The organism is Kitasatospora sp. NPDC048722, assembly GCF_040650235.1.
In the GTDB taxonomy this organism is placed as follows: domain Bacteria; phylum Actinomycetota; class Actinomycetes; order Streptomycetales; family Streptomycetaceae; genus Kitasatospora.
The window spans coordinates 1-2,133 of the sequence record NZ_JBEZGX010000158.1 but is presented as its reverse complement, the minus strand read 5'-3'; the positions used below and the strand labels follow the sequence as shown (position 1 = coordinate 2,133).

Here is a 2,133-nt window from a genome sequence, read left to right as displayed (position 1 = left end):
CGGCCTACGTCATCTACACCTCGGGCTCGACGGGCCGGCCCAAGGGCGTCGTGATCGACCACGGCAGCCTCGCCAACCTCTGCCACCACTACGAGCGGGTGACCTTCGCCGGCCACCGGGTCCGCTCGGGCGTCACCTGGATCCGCGTGATCTCGACCGCGCCACTGGCCTTCGACTCCAGCTGGACCTCGGTGCTCGGGCTCTTCCTCGGCCACGAACTGCACCTGACGGACGACGACGGCCGCCGCGACGCCGCCCGACTGGCCGAGTACATCGGGCGGGAGGGCATCGAACTGCTGGAGACGACGCCGGGCTACGCCGCCGAACTGGTCGAGCAGGGCATGCTGGAGGCGGACCCGCGCACGCCCCGAACCCTGGTGGTGGGCGGCGAGGCGCTTCCGGAGTCGCTGTGGCGCCGGGTCCTGGACGCGCCGGGGTGGGTGGGGCAGAACACCTACGGCCCGACGGAGAACACGGTGGACGCGCTGGCGGCGTGGTTCGCCGACGCCGACGGGCCGGTGCTGGGCCGGGCGACGACGAACACGCGGGCCTACGTGCTGGACGCGGGGCTGCGTCCGGTGCCGGTGGGGGTGACGGGTGAGCTCTACCTCGCCGGGGCGCAGGTGGCGCGTGGCTACTTGGGGCGTCCCGGGCTGACGGCGTCGCGGTTCCTGCCGGATCCGTTCGGTGGTCCGGGGGAGCGGATGTACCGCACGGGTGATGTGGTGCGGTGGACGGCGGACGGCCAGCTCGCCTTCCTCGGGCGGGCGGACGACCAGGTGAAGGTACGCGGTTTCCGGATCGAGCTGGGCGAGGTGTCGGCGGCGCTGGAGCGCTGCGCGGACGTCGTCGCCGCGGTCGCGGTGGTCCGGGAGGACCGTCCGGGGGACCGGAGGCTCGTCGGCTACGTGGTGCCGCGCGAGGGCGCGGCCGTCACGGGCGCCGAGGTGCGACGCGAGCTCGGCGCGCTCCTGCCGGAGTACGCGGTGCCGTCGGCGGTGGTGGTGCTGGAGGCGCTGCCGCTGACCGGCAACGGCAAGGTGGACCGCCGTGCGCTGCCCGCGCCCGAGGCCGAGGTGCGCGTCACCCGTGCGCCGCGGGATGCGCGGGAGGAGGTGCTGTGCGGGCTGTTCGAGCAGGTGTTGGGCCGTGCGCGGGTCGGGGTGGAGGACGACTTCTTCGCGCTGGGCGGGCACTCGCTGCTGGCCATGCGCCTCGTCGCCCGGGTGAGGGCGGCGCTCGGCGTGGAGCTGGGCATCCGCGACCACTTCCAGGCGCCGACCGTGGCCGGGCTGACCGCCCTGCTGGACCAGCGCGGCGCGGTCGCCCCGAGGCCGCCGCTGCGCAGGCTCGAACGCCCCGAGCGGCTCCCGCTCTCGCACGCCCAGCAGCGCCTCTGGTTCCTCGGGAACGTGGACAGCGAGGCCCGGACGGCGACGTACGCGATGCCGCTGACCGTCCGGCTGCGGGGCGCGCTGGACGAGGGGGCGCTGCGGGCGGCGCTGGAGGACGTGGTGGGCCGGCACGAGAGCCTGCGGACGGTGTTCCCGGTCGTGGACGGCGTGCCGTGGCAGCAGGTCGTGCCGGTGACGGGCGAACCGCTCGTGCCCTGGGAGACCGTGGCGTGCGCGGCGGAGGCGGTCACCGGCCTGATCGACGGGGCCGTGCACGGCGTCTTCGACCTCGCGAGCGAACTCCCCCTCCGTGCCTGGTTGTTCCGGATCGCTCCCGAGGAGCACGTGTTCCTGCTGGTGATGCACCACATCGCGTGCGACGGGTGGTCGATGGAACCGCTGCTGCGCGACCTCACCGCCGCGTACGCGGCTCGCAGCGGGACGGGCGAGCCCCCGGCGTGGTCCGAACTCGACGTCCAGTACGGCGACTACGCGCTCTGGCAGCGCGGCGTGCTGGGTGAGGAGGACGACTCCCGATCGCTGGTTAATCGGCAACTCGACTTCTGGCGCGAGCGGCTGGCCGGACTGCCGGAGGAGCTGGCGCTGCCGTCGGACCGTCCGAGGCCCGCGGTCGCGACCTTCGTGGGTGACACCGTGGACCTCGCGATACCCGCCGACGTGCACGCCGGGTTGGTGGCGCTGGCGCGGGAGTGCGGTGCGACGCTGTTCATGGTGCTGC

General features: G+C 74.2%; 1 protein-coding gene. It reads left to right on the top strand.

Annotated features, from left to right (window positions below; all coding sequences use genetic code 11):
* Positions 1-2,133 (top strand): AMP-binding protein (locus AB0C76_RS41220; RefSeq protein WP_359975890.1); only part of this gene is annotated, 2,133 nt, incomplete at both ends.